Source organism: Alcaligenes faecalis, assembly GCF_005311025.1.
GTDB classification, from domain to species: domain Bacteria; phylum Pseudomonadota; class Gammaproteobacteria; order Burkholderiales; family Burkholderiaceae_B; genus Alcaligenes; species Alcaligenes phenolicus.
In genome coordinates, this window is the sequence record NZ_CP031747.1 from 2576343 (window position 1) to 2595275 (window position 18933).

Below are 18933 nucleotides of genomic sequence, written 5' to 3' on the forward strand. Positions count from 1 at the left end.
GCGCGACTGCGCGCCGGACCACAAGCTGGCGCGCATCCCTCGTGTGGAGACACCATGAATCCACTTATTCATTTTCTGGGCGCATTTGCGCGCGGTAGCAATCGGCTCGCCATTCTGGTGGCCGAAGTTGCACTGGCCGCTCTGATGATTGCCTGCACCTACGGCGTCATTGCACGCTACGTCTTTAATAGCCCCAGCATCTACATCACCGAAGTGTGCGTGTACTTGCTGCTGGTCTGCTCCTGGCTGTCCATCGGCTGGGTTCACCTGGAAAACCGCCACGTCAGTGTTGAAGCCTTCCACATGCGCTTCTCGCCACGCGGCCAGCGCTTGGCCACCTGCATTTCGCAGCTGTGCATCTTGTTCTTCTGCCTGGTGCTGTTGTGGGCCGGTATTTCCGTAGTGGAAACAGCGATTGCCCGCAATTACCGCTCGGCCTCCATGCTGCGTTTCCCCCTGTGGATTGCCTACGGCATGATCCCATTGGGCGGCACCTTGCTGGGCCTGGCTACTCTGCGCCAGCTGTTCATCCCGAACAGTGTGGAATCCAACGACAGCATCAAGGAGTTCTGACATGGATTCCATGCTCATTTTCAGCCTGATGATGGCCTGCTTTGCCATCCTGATGGTTATCGGCACCCCCATTTTTGCCGCACTGGGTGTTGCCAGTATTTCCGGCATTCTGATGAAATCCGGCCTGGGTGGCCTGGACGTCATTCCCGCCACTTTGCACCGAGGCATGGCCAGCTATTCCCTGATCGCCATTCCGCTGTTCATTCTGATGGGTGAGGTCATTGCCCGCACCAGTATTGGCGGCAAGCTGTATCAGCTGTTCTATCTGTGGCTGAACCGCCTGCCCGGTGGTTTAGCTGTAGCCAGTGTGGGCAGCTCGGCCGTTTTCGGCGCCATGAGCGGGGTCAGCGTGGCGGGTGCCGCCACGATTGGTCGCTTTGCCATCCCAGAAATGCTCAAGCGTGGTTACTCGCCCAGCCTGTCTGGCGGCACGATTGCTGCGGCCGGTGCCCTGGCTTTGCTGATTCCACCCAGCATTGGCTTTGTGCTGTATGGCGAAATGGCGGATCAATCCATCGGCAAGCTGTTCATTGGTGCCTTGCTACCCGCCTTGATGGTCACCGTCATGATGGTGATCTATGTCGCTCTGGTTGCGATATTCAAGCCAGAGTCCGCACCGCGCAATTCGGAAGTCGTTACCTGGGCACAGAAACTGGCCGCCCTGAAAGACATCTGGGCTGCTTCCTTGCTGATTTTGCTGGTGCTGGGCACGATCTATCTGGGCATTGCTACCCCGACAGAAGCCGCTGGTATTGGTGCTGCAGGGGCATTCATCATTGCCATTGCCTACAAGGAAATGAACTGGCGCACGGCCTTGCAGATCCTGCGCTCCACCGCCGTCACCAGTGGCATGATTTTGCTGATTCTGGCCGCAGCGCTGCTGTTTGGCTACATCATGACTCGCTTGATGATTCCGCAAAAGCTGGTGGCCCTGATTACGGCATCGTCTCAGCCAGCCTGGGTCATTCTCCTGTTTGTGCTGTTGTTCCTGATTGTCGTGGGCATGTTCCTGGATATTGTTTCTCTTATCCTGATCACCACACCTGTTTTACTGCCTGTAATTGTGGCGCTGGGCTACGATCCATTATGGTTTGGCATTGTGATGATTATTGCCTGCGAAATGGCCGTCATTACGCCGCCGGTGGGTTTGAACCTGTATGTGATCAAGGGCATTGCCCCACAAATATCGCTACAGCAGATTACACGCGGGGCTCTGCCCTTTGTGGCACTGGAAATTTTGGCGATTGTGATTTTGACAATCTTCCCCGAAATCATTCTTTGGTTACCCAGAACGCTTTAAAAAATAAAACCCGCTTCATGCGGGTTTTTTTAATTTTCCATCCACGTTTTTTACGATGGCAGCATAATATTTGATTGCTTTTCTACTTTCTTTTTCTATCCCAGAATCAATAACTGGAGGAAACAGAAATGGATAAGAACAGCTTTACCGAACCCCCGCTCAAAGGCATCAAAGTCCTGGAGCTGGGTTCCTTGATTGCCGGCCCCTATGCCGGCAGCCTGCTGGCCCAGTTTGGGGCCGATGTCATCAAGATCGAACCGCCCGGCAAGGGCGACCCGCTGCGCCGCTGGCGGCAGTTGCACAAAGACACCTCCCTGTGGTGGCGCGTGCAAAGTCGCAACAAGCGTTCCATTGCGCTCGATCTGCGCCAGCCCGAAGGCCAGGAGATTGCTCGTGAACTGGCCCTGCAAAGCGATATCGTCATTGAAAACTTCCGCCCCGGCGTGCTGGAACGCTGGGGCCTGGGCTGGGAAACGCTGCACGCACTGAACCCACGCCTGATCATGGTGCGCGTCTCCGGTTATGGGCAGGACGGCCCCTACCACCGTCGCCCCGGCTTTGCCGCCATCGCAGAATGTATGGGTGGCCTGCGTTATGGTACCGGCTATCCGGATCGCCCCCCTGTGCGAGCCGGTGTCAGCCTGGGCGATACGCTGGCTTCGCTATACGGCACTATTGGCGCGCTGCTGGCCATGCACCATCTACGTCAGGAAGGCGGGCAGGGACAGATGATTGATGTGGCCTTGTATGAATCTGTCTTTGCCATCATGGAAAGTCTGATTCCAGACTATCAACTGAACGGTCATCAGCGCGAACGTACCGGGGCCAGCCTGCCCGGTATCTCCCCCTCCAACACCTATCCCACCGGCGACGGCAAATGGGTAGTGATTGCCGCCAATAGTGACGCGATTTTCATCCGTCTGATGCAGGCCATGAACCGTCCTGATCTGGCCAGCGATCCGCGCTTGTCCGACAACGCCGGACGTGTGGAGCACAGCGCCATGCTGGACCAGACTATTGGCGACTGGACAGGCGCCCGCAGTCTGGAAGAGGTACTGAGCGTGCTGGATCAGGCTGAAGTCCCCAGCGGCAGCATCTACACCGCCGCCGACATTCTTGATGACCCGCATTACCAGGCCCGCGGCATGCTGGAGAAACACACCTTGGAGGACGGCCAGGAACTGACCATACCCGGCATCGTCCCCAAGCTAAGCCGCAGCCCCGGTGCCACCCAATGGTTGGGGCCGGAGTTGGGTGAACACACAGACAGCATCCTGCAAGAACTGGGCATGAGCCCGGAGCGCCGCCAAGCTCTGCGTGAACAAGGAATCGTGGAATGAGTACCGTGTTATTAACTGATGTCACCTTGCGTGACGGCCTGCAAATTGTGCCACGCTGGGTGCCTACGCCGGACAAGCTGCGTATCGCGCAAGCACTGCCTCAATGCGGCGTGCGCAAGATCGAGCTCACGTCCTTTACGTCGCCCAAAGCCATCCCATCCCTGGCGGATGCCGATGAGCTGGCCAGCCTGACCACACGCGACCCTCAGGTTTGCTACACCGCACTGGTCCCCAATCTGCGCGGTGCGCAGCGCGCTTTGGCAGCCCATATGAACGAGCTGAACTTTGTATTTTCAGCCTCTGAAGCGCATAACCAGGCCAATCTGCGCATGAATATTGCACAATCACTGGCCCAGCTGGAGCAAGTGCTGGAAGCGGCGGGCAAAACGCCAGTCAACGTGTCCCTGTCCACCGCTTTTGGCTGCCCCTTTACCGGCGCCGTCGCCCCCGCGCACGTGATTGCACTGATGCAACAAGTGCAACGCATGGGAGCCAGCTCCGTCAGCCTGTGCGATACCACCGGCATGGGCTCGCCCGCCGATGTGGAACGTCTGACCCAGGCTGCCTTGAGCTTGTATGGTGAACAAGGCGTCACCGGCCATTTCCATGACACCCGCGGGCTGGCTCTGGCCAATGCCTGGGCCGCGTATCGCGAAGGAGGACGTCGGTTCGACGCAGCCTTGGCCGGTTTGGGCGGTTGCCCTTACGCCCCCGGTGCCAGCGGCAATGCCAGCCTGGAAGATCTGGCGCATATGTTCCAGATCAGCGGTGTGGAAACAGGCTTGAATCTGGAAGCGCTCCAGCCTTTGGCCGAAGAAATCGCAGCCCTGACGCAAGAGCCCATTCAAAGTCGCCTGCACAAAGCAGGACCAGCCTACGCCTTGAAGGTATGCCAACCATGAGCACGGCCCGCACCCTTTTTCAAAAGCTCTGGGATGCACATCGCGTTGCGACGGTAGACGATGAGCATGATCTGATCTACATAGACCGCCAGTTGTTGTACGAAGTCACCAGTCCGCAAGCTTTCGAGAGTTTGCGCTTGGCCGGACGCCATGTGCGTCGCCCGGACACCGCACTGACCACGGTGGACCACAACGTGCCCACGCGCCGCCGCAATCAGCGTCTGGAAGATCCGTTGGCGCAGGCTCAGATCGACCAGATGGAGATCAATAGCCGGGAGTTTGGCCTGCGCTACTTTGGCCTGGATGACGAGCGCCAGGGCATCATCCACGTGATCGGACCCGAGCAGGGCATGACCTTGCCCGGCTCCAGCATCGTGGCGGGGGATTCCCATACCAGCACGCATGGCGCGTTTGCGGCCTTGGCCTTTGGTATTGGCACCTCCGAAGTGGAGCATGTTCTGGCCACGCAATGCTTGGCCGCAAAACGCATGCGCAGCCTGCAAGTAGACGTGCAAGGTGAATTGCCTGCCACCAGCACCGCCAAGGATCTGATCCTGCACATCATTGCCCGCCTGGGTGCGGATGGCGGGCGAGACTGTGCCATCGAATTTACCGGCCCCGCCATCCGGGCCTTATCCATGGAAGGGCGCATGACCTTGTGCAATATGGCGATCGAAGCGGGGGCCCGTATTGGTCTGGTCGCTGTGGACGACAAGACCCTGGACTATGTGCGCGGCCGCCCCTTGGCACCAAAAGGAGAGGCATGGGACAAGGCAGAGCAGTACTGGCGCACGCTGATCAGCGATGAAGGCTGCCAATACGATCAGCATTTGCTGATCGACGCCACGCAGGTTGCCCCCACAGTCACTTGGGGCACATCGCCCGATATGGCGGCGGCCATCGACCAGCTTGTACCTGATCCATTAGCCGCTGCCACGGGCAAACAAGCTGATTCCCAACGCGCCTTGAACTATATGGCTTTGCAGGCTGGCCAGCCGCTGGCAGGCATCACCATAGACCGGGTTTTCATCGGTTCCTGTACCAATGCCCGTATTGAAGACCTGCGCAGCGCCGCTGCCATGATCAAAGGCAAACGCGTGGCCAGCACAGTGCTGCAAGCTTTGGTTGTACCCGGCTCGGGACTGGTACGCCGTCAGGCCGAGCAGGAAGGCCTGGACCAGATATTCACGCAAGCTGGCTTTGAATGGCGCGAGCCGGGCTGCTCCATGTGCCTGGGCATGAACGAAGACCGCCTGAACCCGGGCGAGCGCTGCGCCTCCACCTCCAACCGTAATTTCGAAGGCAGGCAGGGTGCCTTGGGGCGTACACACCTGATGAGCCCCGCCATGGCTGCTGCCGCTGCAATTGCGGGCCATCTTGTCGATATCCGCAACTGGGACGCCGCATGAACACACCTTTTACTTCCGTGCGCTCGCGCCTGATTGCGCTGGACCGCGCCAATGTAGACACCGACGCTATCTTGCCCAAGCAGTACATGACATCCTTGTCGCGCACTGGCTTTGGACAATATGCCTTCGACAACTGGCGGTACGCGGACATTGGCTACCCCGGCAAACCACTGGACGAGCGTAAGCCAATCAACAGTTTCTGCCTGCATCAGCCGCACGCCCAGGGAGCCCAGATTCTGCTCGGACGCGAGAACTTCGGCTGCGGGTCCAGCCGTGAACACGCAGTATGGGCCTTGAAGGACTTGGGCATTGCCGTACTGATCGCCCCTTCATTTGCCGACATCTTCCGCAATAACTGCTTTAAAAACGGCATATTGCCCATCCAGCTGGCTACGGAGCAAATTGATGGTTTATTCACCACAGCTACACAAAATCCGTGGGGTGAATGGACGGTAAATCTGGAGGCCTGCATGTTGATCGGTCCCAACCAGCACATCCGTTTCCAGGTGGAGCCTGAACGCCGCCACCGCCTGCTGCTGGCGCTGGACGATATCAGCGTGACAGAGCAAAAAATGGATCAGATCCAGGCTTACGAACAACTGCGCCGGGAACAGGAACCCTGGTTATTTAGCTAAGCATGATAGATAGAGGGGGCAGCGGCGGAAGGGGACTTTTGCCGCTGCCTGCCTCCCGCCCTGGCAGTCCCAGTCCCAGTCCCAGTCCCAGTCCCAGTCCCAGTCCCAGTCGACAAGTATCGAAACACAGCTCAAGCCTGTTCAAGTCACAAATAGAAGAATTTCTTGAGCCGCTCCCTTATTAGCCAGGAGCCATCACCGCTCCCTTGCCTCCCCCTCGCCAAGCAAAGATCACCTGTTCTTGCCAAAACTATTCCATGGGACGCACTCCCACCCTCGTGTCAGACGAGGCCTCTATTTTGCTCAAAAATCCCTCTGAAACCCTGATTCCGGCGCAGTTTCGGAGCGAAATCGACTACTCCGCCTACTTATACCCATAAGTTTTTTAGGGTCTTTTTTATATCACAAAGGCGCCTAACTGCTTGAAGCACCTACAAGTAAATGCTACAAATGAAACATTAATGAGAATCATTTTTATTTATATTTAACTTACAGATCCATGCGCATTTCTCATCTTATTGGCCTGAGCCTGCTCAGCGCGGGCAGCAGTTGGGCTCAATCTTCCGATGCTCCCCCAGTTACATCTTTGTCCACCATTGAAGTCAAAGCCAGCGAATACATTGACTTGCCGCCCGCTTATGAAGGCAATCATGTCGCTACCGGCGGCAACCTGGGTTTGCTGGGCAACCGGGATGTCATGAACACCCCATTTAGCACCATCAACTACACCAGCGACTACATCGAAGATCTGCAAGGTCAGGAACTGCGCATTCTTATCAGCAAGAACGACCCTTCCGTGCAGACTCCCGGTGCAGGTGGAACGGGCGGCAAAGACACCATGTATATACGGGGTTTCCGTGCCGGTGACGTGTCTCTAAATGGTTTGCAAGGTTTGACCAGTGGCCGCCGCGTGATGGCCATCGCAGAGCGTTTAGAAATTCTCAAAGGCCCCTCTGCCGTGCTGAACGGCATGAATGCCAGCAATGATGTGGGCGGCTCAATCAATCTGGTGTCCAAGCGCGCCACGGATGATCCCATTAGCAACGTCACCCTGTCCTACATCCAGCCTTCCCAATTCGGGACGCATCTGGATCTGGGCCGCCGTTTCGGGGAATCCAATGAATTGGGCCTGCGCTTGAACGGCGTATTCAAGGACGGCGAGGGCGTGGTGGACCACCGCACCAATCGCGACAAGCTGATTTCTCTGGGGGCCGACTATCGCCTGGGCACAGTCAAACTGTCTGCCGACCTGTACCACCTGGAAGAATACATTTCCGGTCTGAACCGGGGCGTGCGTCTGGCCAAGGGGCTGGACAAGAACCCATTGCCCTCACCACCTAAAGGCAATGTCTTGCTGGGCGTACCGTGGGCGGCTGGCCTGACGCGTGAAACCACCGCACTGGTACGTGCAGACTGGGCTGCCAACGACAAGTTGGCGGTCTACGGTTCTGCGGGTTACAGCAAGTCCGAGATGAGCAACTACAACACCAAGGGCAGCACCTTGCTGAACGAGCAAGGGGACCTGAAACTGGCTGCGACCCGCCGCAACAATACCGGCTACAACCTGGCCGCCAATAGTGGTCTGTTCTACAACTTCGACACCGGCTCCGTGCACCACACCATCAGCGCCGGAGTGGACTGGAACCGCAAAAGCTCGCGCAGCGACAACACGTCCATCAAAGGCTGGTCCGAGACCATCAATATTTACGACCCAGACTACCCGGCTCGTCCCTATGTCCCCATGAATGGGCTAAGTGCGCCTAACGTCAGCTATCTGTACAGTGCAGCGTTAGCCGATACCCTGTCTTTTGCGGATGGCAAATATCAGCTGACGCTGGGCCTGCGCCAGCAGTGGGTCAGCACCAAAGACAAAAGCGGCAAGAGCGACAACTACAGCAAGAATGCACTGACGCCCACCATTGCCGGTGTCTGGCAATTGCGTGACGACTGGATGCTGTACGCCAACTATGCCGAGGGTCTGACACAAGGAATGATCGTCGGTGACGACTACGCCAACGAAGGCCAGATCTTCGCGCCCCAGAAAACACGTCAATACGAAATCGGGATGAAGTACGACAGCGGCGATTACGCTCTGACAGCGGCCCTGTTCGACATCACCCAACCCAATAGCTACGAGAGCGCTGAACGTTTCAACGGCAAGCCCAACCTGAGCTACGACGGCCGTCAGCGCAACCGAGGGGTCGAAGTACAGGTCTTTGGTCAAATTGCCGAGAACTGGCGTTTGACCGGTGGTATTGCCTACCTGGACCCCAAGATTCGCAAGGCCAGCAACCCGAGCAACGAAGGGCGTATGGCCGTGGGCCTGTCCCGCTGGGTCGCCAAGGCCGGAATTGAATGGGATACGCCTTTTGTTCAGGGCCTGACCTTGAATGCCAACCTGCACAGCCAGTCCAAGCAATATGCCGACGCCAGCAACAGCTACTACATGCCAGGCGTGACCACCTATGACCTGGGCATGCGCTACAAAACGCGCTTTGCCGGCAAGGAAGTGACCTTGCGCGCCAGCCTGGAAAACGTGGGTAACAAGGCCTACTGGGTCGTGCCCTTGAGCAATGGCCAAGGTTCGCCACGTACCTTCCTGGCTTCAGCCACCATGAAATTCTAAGTAGACCAGCGATCCCCCTGCCATCCAGTTCTCCGTCTGGCTGGCAGGGTCTAACTCCGCTTTTGCAGGGCCTGTTCATGCGTGTATGCAGGCCCTGTTTTTTTTGTTTTGACAAGTCTTGTCAGCTAAAACGGTGAGCCTCTGGGCCCACCAAGCATCTTTGAGCTGCTATGGCGTGTCGTCCCTAAACGCCAGCCGCCGCCCGCATCTTGCGTTGTGAAGCCGGTGCCAAACCTTCCGCTTCCCGGTACTTCGCCACCGTACGGCGCGCCAAAGTCAGGCCCTGAGCCTGCAAGAGGTCGGTAATCTGCTGGTCCGACAAAGGCTTGGCTGGCGACTCGTCACGAATCATCTGCGCGATCTGTGCCCGTACCGAAGCCGCCGACAGATCAGCCTTGCCATCAGCACTGGCCAAGGCCACGGTAAAGAACTGTTTAAGCTCCATCACCCCATGCGGTGTTTGCATGTACTTTTGCCGCGTTGCGCGAGAAATCGTGGACTCGTGCAAATCCAGCTCGGCTGCCAGATCGGCCAATTGCATGGGTTTGAGCGCCGACACACCTTGCGTGAAGAAGTCCTGCTGCATCTGCACAATCGCTTGGGCCACCCGCAAAATCGTCACGAAACGGCTGTTAACGCTGCGCAGCAAGCCGGTGGCTTTTTGGCGCTCTGCCAGCAAGGCAGGGTGCGCTTCAATTTCATAATCGTGCAGATTCACCAATTGCAGGCGCGGCACAGCCAGGGGATTCAAGGCCGCCTGCCAATTGTCCTTGCCGCGAATCAACAGCACATCGGGTACCACATAAGCCGAGACGTCCTGCGTCCAGGCCCGCCCCGGCTTGGGGTCCAGCTTCAAGACCAGATGATGGGCGCGCTCGACCAGCTCGGCCGAATAGCGGCCGGCACAGCGCTGACGCAACTGACTAGGAGAGGCCAGAATGCCGACATGCTCGCGCACCAGATAACGGGCGCAGTCGAGCAAGGCAGGTTCCAATTGCTGAGCCTGTTGCATCAGTTGCAAGTCCAGGCACTCGGCCAGATCCCGCGCACCGACACCGGCCGGGTCCAGGGACTGCACCTGGGCCAGCGCACAGCGCAAATCACTTTCATCAATATCCAGCTCGTCGGGCAGGCAGTCCAGCACCTCTTCCAGCGAGACGGGCAGGTAGCCGTTATCGTCCAGCTCATCGATCAATAACTGGGCCAAAGCGCGGTCACGGTCGCTCAAACGCAACAGTCCCAGCTGCTCGCTTAAATAAGCCGCCAGGTCCTGGGCAATGGCCGATTCGGGAGTCCAGTCAGGGTCGTCCGAATCCCCCTGATGCTTGGGAAACTCAAGGCTCGCCCACGAGGATTCCGCCTCGCCCGAAGCGGCTTCGGGCAATGGCTCGGCGGCGACATCCGTCTGCACGTCCAGACGTTCCAGCAAGGGGTTATCCAGCAAAGCCTGAGCCAACTCCTGCTCAAGCTCGGCCCCCGATAGCTGCAACACTTTAATAGACTGTTGCAATTGCGGCGTCAAAACCAGCGTTTGCTGCTGGCGTAAATCTAGTGACTGACGCGTAAGCATAGGTACAATCGTTTCCATGAAAACTGACAACGCCCAGACACCCACCGCCAACGATAGTCAGGCTCTGCGCAGCACACTGTTCAAGCTGTGCGCCACGGCCACTATTATCTGCACCGTAGTCACTATCGTGGTCGCCATTATCTGGTGGGACCTGCTCAACCGTCTTATCAGCTTTGGGCGTGGCCTGGATTACTCCGGCCTGCAGGCCTTGAGCATTCAAAACCTGGCGCTGATCAAGCAATACAACCCGTTTTTCTGGTGGACGGTAGTGGGCGTCATAACCCTCATTATTGCCTATCTTTTGTATGGCTTCGTACAAGGGGTCATGCGACGCAACCAGCAACGCATTATCGACGAGTCCACGGTGGCTCAACTGGCCCGATCACTCAGCCGTCCGGCCCGTGAAGTGATTTTGTGGTGCTGGCCCGACCAGCGCAGCCCGTTGACTGTGGGCGATTTACAACGAGCCCATAGCGAGTTGCGCTCCGGACGTTTTAGCAAAATCGAACTGGCCGAGCAGCAAAGCCGCCTGCTGCAAGCCGACTACGAACGTCACGAGCCACAAGCCTAAAGCTTGCCTTCCTGTTTTTTTTGTGTTTGACTAACGGTCATGACTCACGCACGCCAATTCTCCTACGCCTGCCAAGGTTTCAGCCCCGCCGCTGAAGCAGCCTTGTCGCGTTCCGTGCGTGAAGGCCGTTCTTCGGCCCCTGCCTCCAGCCTATCCCAGCTGCTACTACTAGCGTCCGGTTGCCGGGCCTAGTGTCCCGTGGCAGTTCGGCAGCCAATACTCAGCCACATCTACGTCATTTGTGCCGCCACCGGCCTACGTAAATGCTGCAATCGCTGGTGACGGCAAGAAGTAATCAACACTTTTTGTCCGACAGGTATCCCCATGGCAATGCTGAAAAACCCCTCTCAAAAGTATCGTCCTTTTGTCGCCTTTGATCGCGACTTCGCTGAACGCACCTGGCCTTCCAAGCGCATTACCAAAGCGCCCATCTGGATGAGCACGGACTTGCGTGACGGCAATCAGTCCCTGATCGAGCCCATGAACGTGGCTCGCAAACTGCGCTTTTTCGAGCAACTCGTCAAAATCGGTTTCAAGGAAATCGAGGTCGGTTTCCCATCCGCATCGCAGACCGACTTCGATTTCGTTCGCAAGCTGATCGACGAAAACCGCATTCCTGAAGATGTCACCATTATCGTCCTGACGCAGTCGCGCGAAGACCTGATCAAACGCACGGCTGAAGCGGCTGCCGGTGCCAAACGCGCCATCATTCACTTGTACAACGCTTGTGCCCCCGCCTTTCGCAAGATTGTTTTCAACTTGAGCAAGGACGAGATCAAGGAAATTGCCTTGACCGGTACACGCCTGGTCAAGAACGAAGTGGCCAAGTATCCGCAAACCCAATGGGGTTACGAATACTCGCCCGAAGTGTTCAGCACTACCGAGCCCGAATTTGCTCTGGAGGTGTGCAACGCCGTTGTGAAAGCCTGGGGTCCAGCCGCTGACGAACGTGTCATCCTGAACTTGCCCGCTACGATTGAGGCCACCACACCCAATATGTACGCCGACCAGATCGAATGGATGCACAACAATCTGGAACAGCGCAGCAACGTAACCCTGAGCGTGCACCCGCACAACGACCGTGGCACTGCGGTCGCTGCCGCTGAACTGGCTGTGATGGCTGGCGCAGACCGTATCGAGGGCTGCTTGTTCGGTAGCGGCGAGCGCACCGGCAACGTTTGCCTGGTGACCTTGGCCCTGAACTTGTACACCCAGGGCGTGGACCCTGAACTGGACTTCTCGGACATCGACGAAGTGCGTCGCACCGCCGAGTACTGCAACCAGTTGCCCGTGCACCCACGCCACCCTTACGCGGGCGATCTGGTCTTTACCGCTTTCTCCGGCTCCCACCAGGACGCCATCAAGAAAGGTTTGGCCCAGCAAAAAGCCGACGAAATCTGGGAAGTCCCTTACCTGCCTATCGACCCGGCCGATCTGGGCCGCAGCTACGATGCGGTGATCCGCGTCAACAGCCAGTCGGGCAAGGGCGGTGTGTCCTACTTGCTGGAACAAGAGCACGGTCTGGTCTTGCCACGCCGCATGCAAATCGAATTCAGCCGCGCCATTCAGCGCGTCACCGACTCTTCCGGCAAGGAAGTGACGCCTGCAGATGTGTACGGCATTTTCGAATCCGAATACCTGAACTGCAAGAAGCACTACAAGCTGCTCAAGCACAACATCATCAGCCAGCCTCACGCCGACAGCGGCCAGCAATTCACGATTGAAGTGGATGTGGAGCACGACGGCCAGGTTCGCACCCTGAAGGGTTCGGGCGAAGGTGCAATCTCTGCTTTTGTGAATGCCTTGGATCTGTCCATCAAGATCATGGACTACAACGAGCACGCCATCGGTTCCGGTGCTGAAACCCGCGCTGCCGCTTACGTGGAAATGCGTATCGGCGACAGCCCATCGGGCTTTGGTGTGGGCATCCACGCCGACATCGTGACTTCCTCCTTCCTGGCGATCTTGAGTGCGGTTAACCGCCACACCATCGCCCAGCAAGAAGCTGAAGCCACCACGGCTTAATACCGTCTTCATGTCGCGACTTGGGTGGTGATCCCACCCAAGCGCCCGCCCGGTTCACCATAACCGCGCCTGACCCGCTTTCGCAGCCCGGCTTATCGTCGCTCTGCCCGCAACCCGCCCACAAGGCGGGTTTTTCGTGGGCGGGCCATTAGTCTGTGGCTCCACACCGTAGATAAACCGGACTCGGCCAGGTCTGACCGGACTGGACCTGGTCAGTTTGACTAGCCCAGTTGGCTCGGCTGTTCGGCTGTTCGGCTGTTCGGCTGTTCGGCTGTTCGGCTGTTCGGCACCAGAGCGTAAAGCCAATGCTCGCGGCACAGTACAAATGGCTGTGCCAATATGCCTCTAAACGACCAATCTCACCACACGGCGCTTGCCCCCTGTTTAGCCGCAATCCACTTGAAGACGGCTGAAGTCTTTGGCGCGCAGCTTGTCCTCTTCAATAAAGGCCATCAAGCGGGCACCATCTTGCCAGCACCAGTTCAACTCATCATGGGACTGCAAGGTCAGCAGTGAACGCCATGGCGACTGACTGGGATACTCGTCCTGCGTCGGCGTAGGGTCATAGCCCAGGCTGTCCCAAGAGGGGCGACCCAGCAGATAGTCGCGCGGCAAGTCGCCGCTTTCTTCCAGCTCCTCAAACCAGTCATACAGCTCGTCCATATCCACTGGCCAATCCTTGCGCAGCTCTTCATGGCGAGGAATATCAATGCAGTTTTCGAACAGCACTTCCCGACTTGCTGTACCCCAATCATGAGGGGCATGAAGCTCGTGAAAATCAGTGGTGTCCGGCCAGTAAAAAGCCTTCAGATAGTCCTCATCGCGCCAGAAAATGGCGTCTTCCTGATCCATACCGTAAAACAGCGATAGCAGCCCGCTCGTGGGCAAATTCGCTGGGCGATCCGGTCCTTCCGGCAGCTCCGCAAAATTGATCTGGCCGACAAATAAATATTCACCGTCCGGATGCTCGGGCCAAGTAAAGCCTGGAGGAACCATAGGTTGGCCACCAAAGCGGCTTTGCAAAGGCTGACCCTGGCCTTTCCCCAAACGGATGGCAACCGCCGGTTGCGCCAGGTCCAGGAAATACTGTTTATGCGCTTGCAGCACAGGTGAGGCATCAAGGTACTTTTCTAGCGTGTTCAGATCCATGGCGCAGGGAAGGAAGAAGTTGAAGATGGTGCAGGCAAGGATAAGGGTGTCACAGCACACACGGCAACCCTTGCCGAAGAATCAGAAAGAAAAAAACCGGCCCAAGAGCCGGTTTTCGTTTGCCTTGCCGCAGATCAGTACGTGACCGCCAAACCCGGCAAATCCACAGTAACTTGCATGGAGCCCACCGCTTGCAAGCAATGGCGTGCAAATTCCTGGGCGCGCTCATCGTCTTGCGACAGCAGCGTGTAACCCAGGGCATCGGCCACGCCCATAATCTTGTCCAGCAACAGCACTTTGCCGCTGGCCCGCAGGGGTTCACAGCCAAGCTCTTGCCAGGTGCGATCAAACCAATCACGCGATTGCTTGCCGCTGTCCGCATCAATGGTTTGTATAGGAGTGACCAGCTCTATGTGCTGGCGAGGACTAAAGATCACAAGCACCATAGCGCTCATAGACGATCTCCGAAAAAAAATAGATCAACTTTGGAGCTTAAGCAAAGAAGGCCTGCCAAATTGTCGGCAGGCCGACATTCCAGGGACTACCAGGAGCTATCAGCCGGTTCCCACATCACCGGCACGCCAGTGTTATTCGCCTGGCGCAACATATCCAGCAAAGGATAGGCGCGTTGGCTGAAACTCACGGCCTGTGAAATCGGGTGTTCCTTTTCATCGTCTTCGTCCTCGTGGGGCGAATGCTTGTTTTCCCGGTCCTGCCCGATCGCTCGCTCAATATTGCCAATAGCTTCGGACAGTTGCTCTGCCGTGAACACGCCACGCTCGGGCAAACCATCAGGATAGGAACGCCCCGCGGCCCGGAGAATAGGCATGGCATGTTCAGAGAACATCAGAACATCGGCGGCGGCTTTGCTTTTAAAGACGACTAGCATACGGTTTCTCCTTATGGATCTTTGTGTTTCCGATTCGACTTTCAGGATACACACCCCTGCAAGATAGCAGGATTTTCCCCGTCTTGGAGAGTCCTTCATGCCTGCCGCGTTTCTGCCATGGTTAATCTTGCTCTTGACTACCTTACCGTCCCTGGCCTGGTCACAAAGCTCGCTTGAATGCCCATTGCCTCCATCTTCCACCCGCTGCGCACCAGCGGCCGCTTTGGGAGAACAGGCCGAGCCCGCAACGGATATGGGTTTGCTCAATCCAGTGGATTTGCTCAGCGGACAAAAATACCAAAGCGATACAGACCTGCCGCTAAGCCAGGCCTGGCCTTTGCTGCAATTGCAGCGCCATTGGAATGGGCAGGGGCGAAACCCCACACCGACACTTGGGCAAACTGGCTGGGCCTTGAATTACGACCTGCAATTGCGGCAGCAAGGCCATGCCTTGTTCATGCCGGATGGAAGACAAACGCGCTTGTACCCACCTGCACAGCGGCAAAGTTCGGGCTGGTTCTGGCAAGGGCCGAATGGTTTGATTCTGCGGTTTGATGAGCAGGGCTGGTTAATCCATGTGCGTATATCTACCCAGCAGTGGCTGGATATAGAACGTTTTGCGGGCACGCATCCGCAGGCGTATGCGGTTAACACTGTCCGTAATCATTTGGGCCAAGCGCTGGTGTTTGACTGGGAAAGCCAAACGCAGGAGTCGGTGTCGCTACCAGGGCTGGAACAGAGCAAAGAACCAGGACAAAACCAAACTCAAGTTCAGGCATCAGGACAGGTTCAATCCCAAACTAAAACCAGTTCCCTGACCCATGTCACAAGGGCGGTAAGGGCAGCGGGAACGGCCGCAGTAGCAGCAGCGACGACGGAGGCAACTACGGCTACGGCTACGGCTACGGCTACGGCTACGGCTATCAATATTAAAACCCCGGCCGGGCCGTTTCGCTTGCTTCTGGAACAGCAGGATCAACAAATCTGGCTGGCCAGCGTCAGCCGTCCGGACGGCATGCAACGCCTCTATCATCCAGCCCCCGCACCTTGGTCGCACCGTTTGGGTGGCAGCAGCCTGCAAGCACCGGGGCAAGCCCCTCAGCCAGTCCAACAATGGGAGTACGACGCCCAAGGCCGAGTCAATAGGTTGATCTCCCACGCCTTCAAGCAAGACTGGACGGCACGCTATGAGCCAGGTCTGAGCGAATGGTCCATAGGTACGGAGCGACATCGCTTCCATTACCGAGACTATCAAGGCCTGCAGCGGCTACAAAAACTGGAAAGTCGTTTGTGTAGGGACTGCCCGGTCCACAGCACGGAATGGCAATATGACCCGCAAGGGCGCTGGTTGCAGGCCGGACCTTGGACAGCGCAACGCCGGGCAAATGGAACGCTCTCTCGACTGGAGAAAAGGCAGGGCGGCTGGGGAGCATTACGTTTGGAGCTGGATGAAAAAGGGCGCTTGCAAAGCTGGGCAACCAGCCAGCATGGAAGCGAAACACGGCGCTGGAACCCGAATGGCAAACTGACGTACCTCGAATATGCCGAAGGAGGCGCGCTCCAAATTCAATACGACCAACAGGGACGCCTGAGCAGTCTTGAGCATCAGCAAGGTCAGGACACTGAACGCAGTGAGCTGGACTGGCTCGGGCCTGGCGCGCTGCGTATTCGTCATCCCACAGAAACGCAATGGCTCAAATTGCGGGCCGGTTTACTACAAGAGCGCCGTTTGGAACGCCGCCATAGTCCCGGCCAACGCTGGACCGAGCGCTTTGAGTACGACGAGCAGCGCAAGCTGACGCGGCACACCCTGCCGGAAGGTGGCCAGCTACGCTATCACTGGGACAAAAGCGGACGATTGCTGTCTCTGGAGTGGATCAAGCAAACCGGGCAAAGCCAGACCGTGATCCACGCACAAGAGGTGGGCTATGCCTGGGGCAATGGCCTGCAACTGATCAGCCATGCGAACAGCACCGGGCAAGCGGTGGATTTGATGCTTTTGCAGCCGGATGGCAAACCTGCCTGGACACAAGCCCGCCGTCTGGATGCCCAAGGCAGGGTGCTGGAGGATCGTCATGAATACCCGCTGCTACAGCAAACCCGTCATTGGCTGTTGCACTACGACGCCCAAAACCGGCTAATCGCTTTCCGTCAGGACAAGACAGAACCAGAACAGTGGCTAGCCTGGGGGCACAACGGCGAACTTGCTGCACGCCACCCGAAGCCAGCCGCCTCCATTCAGCGTTCCTCCTCCGGCACGGCGAAAGCCGTCGGAAACCTGAATCTGGACTACGGCCCCAACCGTCGCTTGAAGCGTGTGCAAACAGCAAACTCCACACTGGTCGAATACCGGCACGATGCCTTTGGCCAACGTATCTGGCGCCAGCAAGGCAATCAGGAGCGTGCCTTCTTCTTTCACGGCCAGCAATTAATGGCTGAGCTGGATTTACCAGCTACACCCGGCCAGCTCATCTCCCGGCGCTATCTGTATGCCGGGCTGACACCAATAGGCATGATTGTTTATCAGCCAGACGGACAAGGGCAGCTGTATTACCTGCATAGTGATTTGATGGGGGCTGTGCGGCTGATTAGCGATCAGCAAACCCAGCCGGTTTGGGCTGCCGACCTGAACCCTTTAGGACAGGCCGAACCTTTGCTTGAAACCCTGGAATTCAACCTACGCCTGCCGGGGCAGTACGCGGAATCGGCTACCGGCTGGCACGACAATCTCTTGCGTACCTATCTACCCGATCACGGGCAGTATCTGGAAGCAGACCCTCTAGGACCATGGCCGCAGACCCAGGCCGTGGGTTACGCACAGCAACAGCCTTTGCGTCATATTGATCCCACCGGCCTGCTCCTGTTCGCCTTTGATGGCACACGACAGGCTCCTATTACCAATAGCAATGTGTGGAAACTGTCGCAGTTGTATCAGGATGGAGCGGTGCATTACACCGAAGGGCCGGGGGATCCAGTCACCCTGAACTGGGATGCACTGACTGCTTGGCGAGCGGGGCAGATTCTGGAGTCGCAATGGAACAATTTTCTGAATCGCATGCAGGAACAAGGCCCGGCTCCTAGCGCTGTACCCGTGGACTTGCTGGGTTTTTCTCGGGGAGCGGCACTGGCACGAGACTTTTCCAATCGAATTCTGGACCACGTGCAGCAGGGCTGGTTTGTGCTGAATGATCCGCAGCGCGGCGCCATCCGTGCCTGCATCACGCCCCGCTTTTTAGGGCTGTTCGACACCGTGGCCCAGTTCGGGCTGGGAGGCGGCAGCAACTCCCAATACCGCTTGGGCGTCTCCGACGCCTGGAGCTGGGTTGCGCATGCCGTCGCCATGCATGAACACCGTGCCTACTTCCCCTTAAGCGCCCTGACAGAGGCCATGAACACGGTGGAAATGCCTTTTATCGGCGCGCACAGCCAGATTGGCGGCGGCGTGCTGCCGGATGAAAACGAAGAAACCATCAGCGATCTGGATAAGGTAGCGCTGGCCTGGATGCATTGGCAGGCCAGGGCGACGGGCCTGACGCTGGCGGAACTGGCGCACACAGACCTTAGCGTCCTTCACCCTGTATTACTGGACATGCGCCTGCCTGGGCTGCGACTGACGAAAGGCAGTTTGCGGGGTGTGGACTATCACGGAGCGGGTCGAAACCTGATGTATCAGGACCTGCATCCACGTCTGGGGCAGGCTACCCAACAATCCATGGAAACCGTGATCAAACGCCATAACAGCTGGCGCATCCGTCCCGGAAATCAAGTGGGTTGGGTAGACATGGACGCTTACGATACGTGGTTACATAACCACCTGGGATGGGAGCGCTAGGCTTCTTGAAAAGAATTTGGCGTCAAATCACGCTATCATGTGGGGCTATCCGGCGGGCCAATGTCGCGCCTTCCATCTGGGGCGTGTTCCACACGCCGCAGTTGTCTTTCTA

At 57.5% G+C, this 18933-nt stretch carries 15 protein-coding genes; 11 read left to right on the forward strand and 4 right to left on the reverse strand.

The window, feature by feature from the left end; genetic code table 11:
• The first annotated feature begins 54 nt into the window (after positions 1–54).
• The 7 genes from D0C27_RS11935 to D0C27_RS11970 all read left to right on the forward strand — a co-directional run bounded on the left by D0C27_RS11935 (position 55) and on the right by D0C27_RS11970 (position 8785).
• Positions 55–573, forward strand: a complete 519-nt coding sequence (locus D0C27_RS11935; RefSeq protein ID WP_026483845.1) for a TRAP transporter small permease — start codon at positions 55–57, stop codon at positions 571–573.
• Between the two features lies 1 nt (position 574).
• Positions 575–1873, forward strand: coding sequence for a TRAP transporter large permease (locus tag D0C27_RS11940; RefSeq protein ID WP_060186550.1), 1299 nt, complete (start codon positions 575–577; stop codon positions 1871–1873).
• A 128-nt stretch (positions 1874–2001) separates the two neighbouring features.
• Positions 2002–3213, forward strand: a complete 1212-nt coding sequence (locus D0C27_RS11945; protein WP_137431061.1) for a CaiB/BaiF CoA transferase family protein — start codon at positions 2002–2004, stop codon at positions 3211–3213.
• The gene (locus tag D0C27_RS11950) at positions 3210–4115 is read left to right on the forward strand and encodes a hydroxymethylglutaryl-CoA lyase (protein ID WP_137431062.1); all 906 of its coding nucleotides are present in this window, start codon (positions 3210–3212) and stop codon (positions 4113–4115) included. Before D0C27_RS11945 ends, D0C27_RS11950 begins: the two co-directional genes overlap by 4 nt.
• Positions 4112–5524 carry a 3-isopropylmalate dehydratase large subunit gene (gene leuC, locus D0C27_RS11955; RefSeq protein WP_137431063.1) on the forward strand — a complete coding sequence of 471 codons (1413 nt, stop codon included), beginning with the start codon at positions 4112–4114 and terminating at the stop codon, positions 5522–5524. The genes D0C27_RS11950 and leuC overlap by 4 nt, the downstream gene beginning before the upstream one ends.
• Positions 5521–6159, forward strand: coding sequence for a 3-isopropylmalate dehydratase small subunit (gene leuD, locus D0C27_RS11960; RefSeq protein WP_137431064.1), 639 nt, complete (start codon positions 5521–5523; stop codon positions 6157–6159). Before leuC ends, leuD begins: the two co-directional genes overlap by 4 nt.
• Before the next feature lie 499 nt (positions 6160–6658).
• Positions 6659–8785, forward strand: a complete 2127-nt coding sequence (locus tag D0C27_RS11970) for a TonB-dependent receptor (protein WP_060186555.1) — start codon at positions 6659–6661, stop codon at positions 8783–8785.
• A gap of 184 nt (positions 8786–8969) precedes the next feature.
• Here the strand turns inward: D0C27_RS11970 and rpoN are convergent, their stop codons facing one another.
• Entirely contained in the window at positions 8970–10355 is a 1386-nt protein-coding gene (gene rpoN / locus D0C27_RS11975) for an RNA polymerase factor sigma-54 (protein WP_009460262.1), read from the reverse strand.
• Between the two features lie 16 nt (positions 10356–10371).
• Here rpoN and D0C27_RS11980 point away from each other — a divergent pair, with 16 nt between their 5' ends.
• From D0C27_RS11980 to leuA, 3 genes are all read left to right on the forward strand, one after another.
• Complete coding sequence (locus tag D0C27_RS11980) at positions 10372–10926, forward strand: hypothetical protein (protein WP_009460264.1); 555 nt, start codon at positions 10372–10374, stop codon at positions 10924–10926.
• A gap of 39 nt (positions 10927–10965) precedes the next feature.
• Positions 10966–11118 carry a hypothetical protein gene (locus tag D0C27_RS19285; protein WP_155624357.1) on the forward strand — a complete coding sequence of 51 codons (153 nt, stop codon included), beginning with the start codon at positions 10966–10968 and terminating at the stop codon, positions 11116–11118.
• 138 nt (positions 11119–11256) lie between these two features.
• On the forward strand, positions 11257–12951 hold the full coding sequence (gene leuA / locus D0C27_RS11985) for a 2-isopropylmalate synthase (protein ID WP_035269943.1): 1695 nt from the start codon (positions 11257–11259) through the stop codon (positions 12949–12951).
• A gap of 384 nt (positions 12952–13335) precedes the next feature.
• Here leuA and D0C27_RS11990 read toward each other — a convergent pair whose 3' ends face one another.
• From D0C27_RS11990 to D0C27_RS12000, 3 genes are all read right to left on the reverse strand, one after another.
• Positions 13336–14100: a YwqG family protein gene (locus D0C27_RS11990; RefSeq protein ID WP_137431066.1), complete on the reverse strand. Its 765-nt coding sequence runs from the start codon at positions 14098–14100 to the stop codon at positions 13336–13338.
• Positions 14101–14234: 134 nt separating this feature from the next.
• Positions 14235–14555, reverse strand: a complete 321-nt coding sequence (locus tag D0C27_RS11995) for a hypothetical protein (protein ID WP_009463574.1) — start codon at positions 14553–14555, stop codon at positions 14235–14237.
• Between the two features lie 86 nt (positions 14556–14641).
• On the reverse strand, positions 14642–14989 hold the full coding sequence (locus tag D0C27_RS12000) for a DUF1840 domain-containing protein (RefSeq protein ID WP_009463576.1): 348 nt from the start codon (positions 14987–14989) through the stop codon (positions 14642–14644).
• Between the two features lie 97 nt (positions 14990–15086).
• On the opposite strand from D0C27_RS12000, the gene D0C27_RS12005 reads away from it, so the two are divergent.
• Positions 15087–18821 (forward strand): phospholipase effector Tle1 domain-containing protein, encoded by a 3735-nt coding sequence (locus D0C27_RS12005; RefSeq protein WP_137431067.1) that lies wholly within the window; start codon positions 15087–15089, stop codon positions 18819–18821.
• Positions 18822–18933 lie beyond the last annotated feature (112 nt).